The organism is Lentzea aerocolonigenes (assembly GCF_000955955.1).
GTDB classification, from domain to species: Bacteria; Actinomycetota; Actinomycetes; order Mycobacteriales; family Pseudonocardiaceae; genus Lentzea; species Lentzea aerocolonigenes_A.
Window position 1 is genome coordinate 1 of sequence record NZ_JYJG01000622.1, and the last position, 443, is coordinate 443.

A 443-nucleotide genomic window follows, 5' to 3' on the forward strand; every position below is an offset into this window, starting at 1 on the left:
GTCCAGCAGCACCAGCACCTTCCGCTTCTCCAGCAGCGCCCGGTACCGCCCCGACTGCTCGTCCACCATCGCGGGTACGTTCCCCGACCCCGTGCCCAGGGCCTGCAACAAACGGTCGAACACGACCTGCACGGGCAACGGCCGCTCGTCCATCCCGCGCAGGTCGACCGCCAGACATCCGTCCGGGAACTCGTCCTTCATCCGGTGTGCCGCATACGCCGCCAGGACGGTCTTGCCCACACCGGGCTGCCCCACGATCGCCACCATCGGGTTCACCCGCAACATCCGCTGCAGCTCGTCGAGGTCCGCCACCCGCCCGACCGGGTGGGAGGGCAGGGCCGGCATCTCGGCCGAGCCGGGGGCCGACGTCGCCGTCCCCCGCCTGCGTGCGCGCTCCGCGACCTGGAGGAACTCCGCGCGCTTGTCGGCACCGAGGCCGAGCG

The 443-nt window shown here is 72.2% G+C and carries 1 pseudogene; it reads right to left on the reverse strand.

Annotated features, from left to right (window positions below):
- A pseudogene (locus tag UK23_RS47975) lies at positions 1-443 on the reverse strand (transcriptional regulator, XRE family protein); the annotation flags it as partial.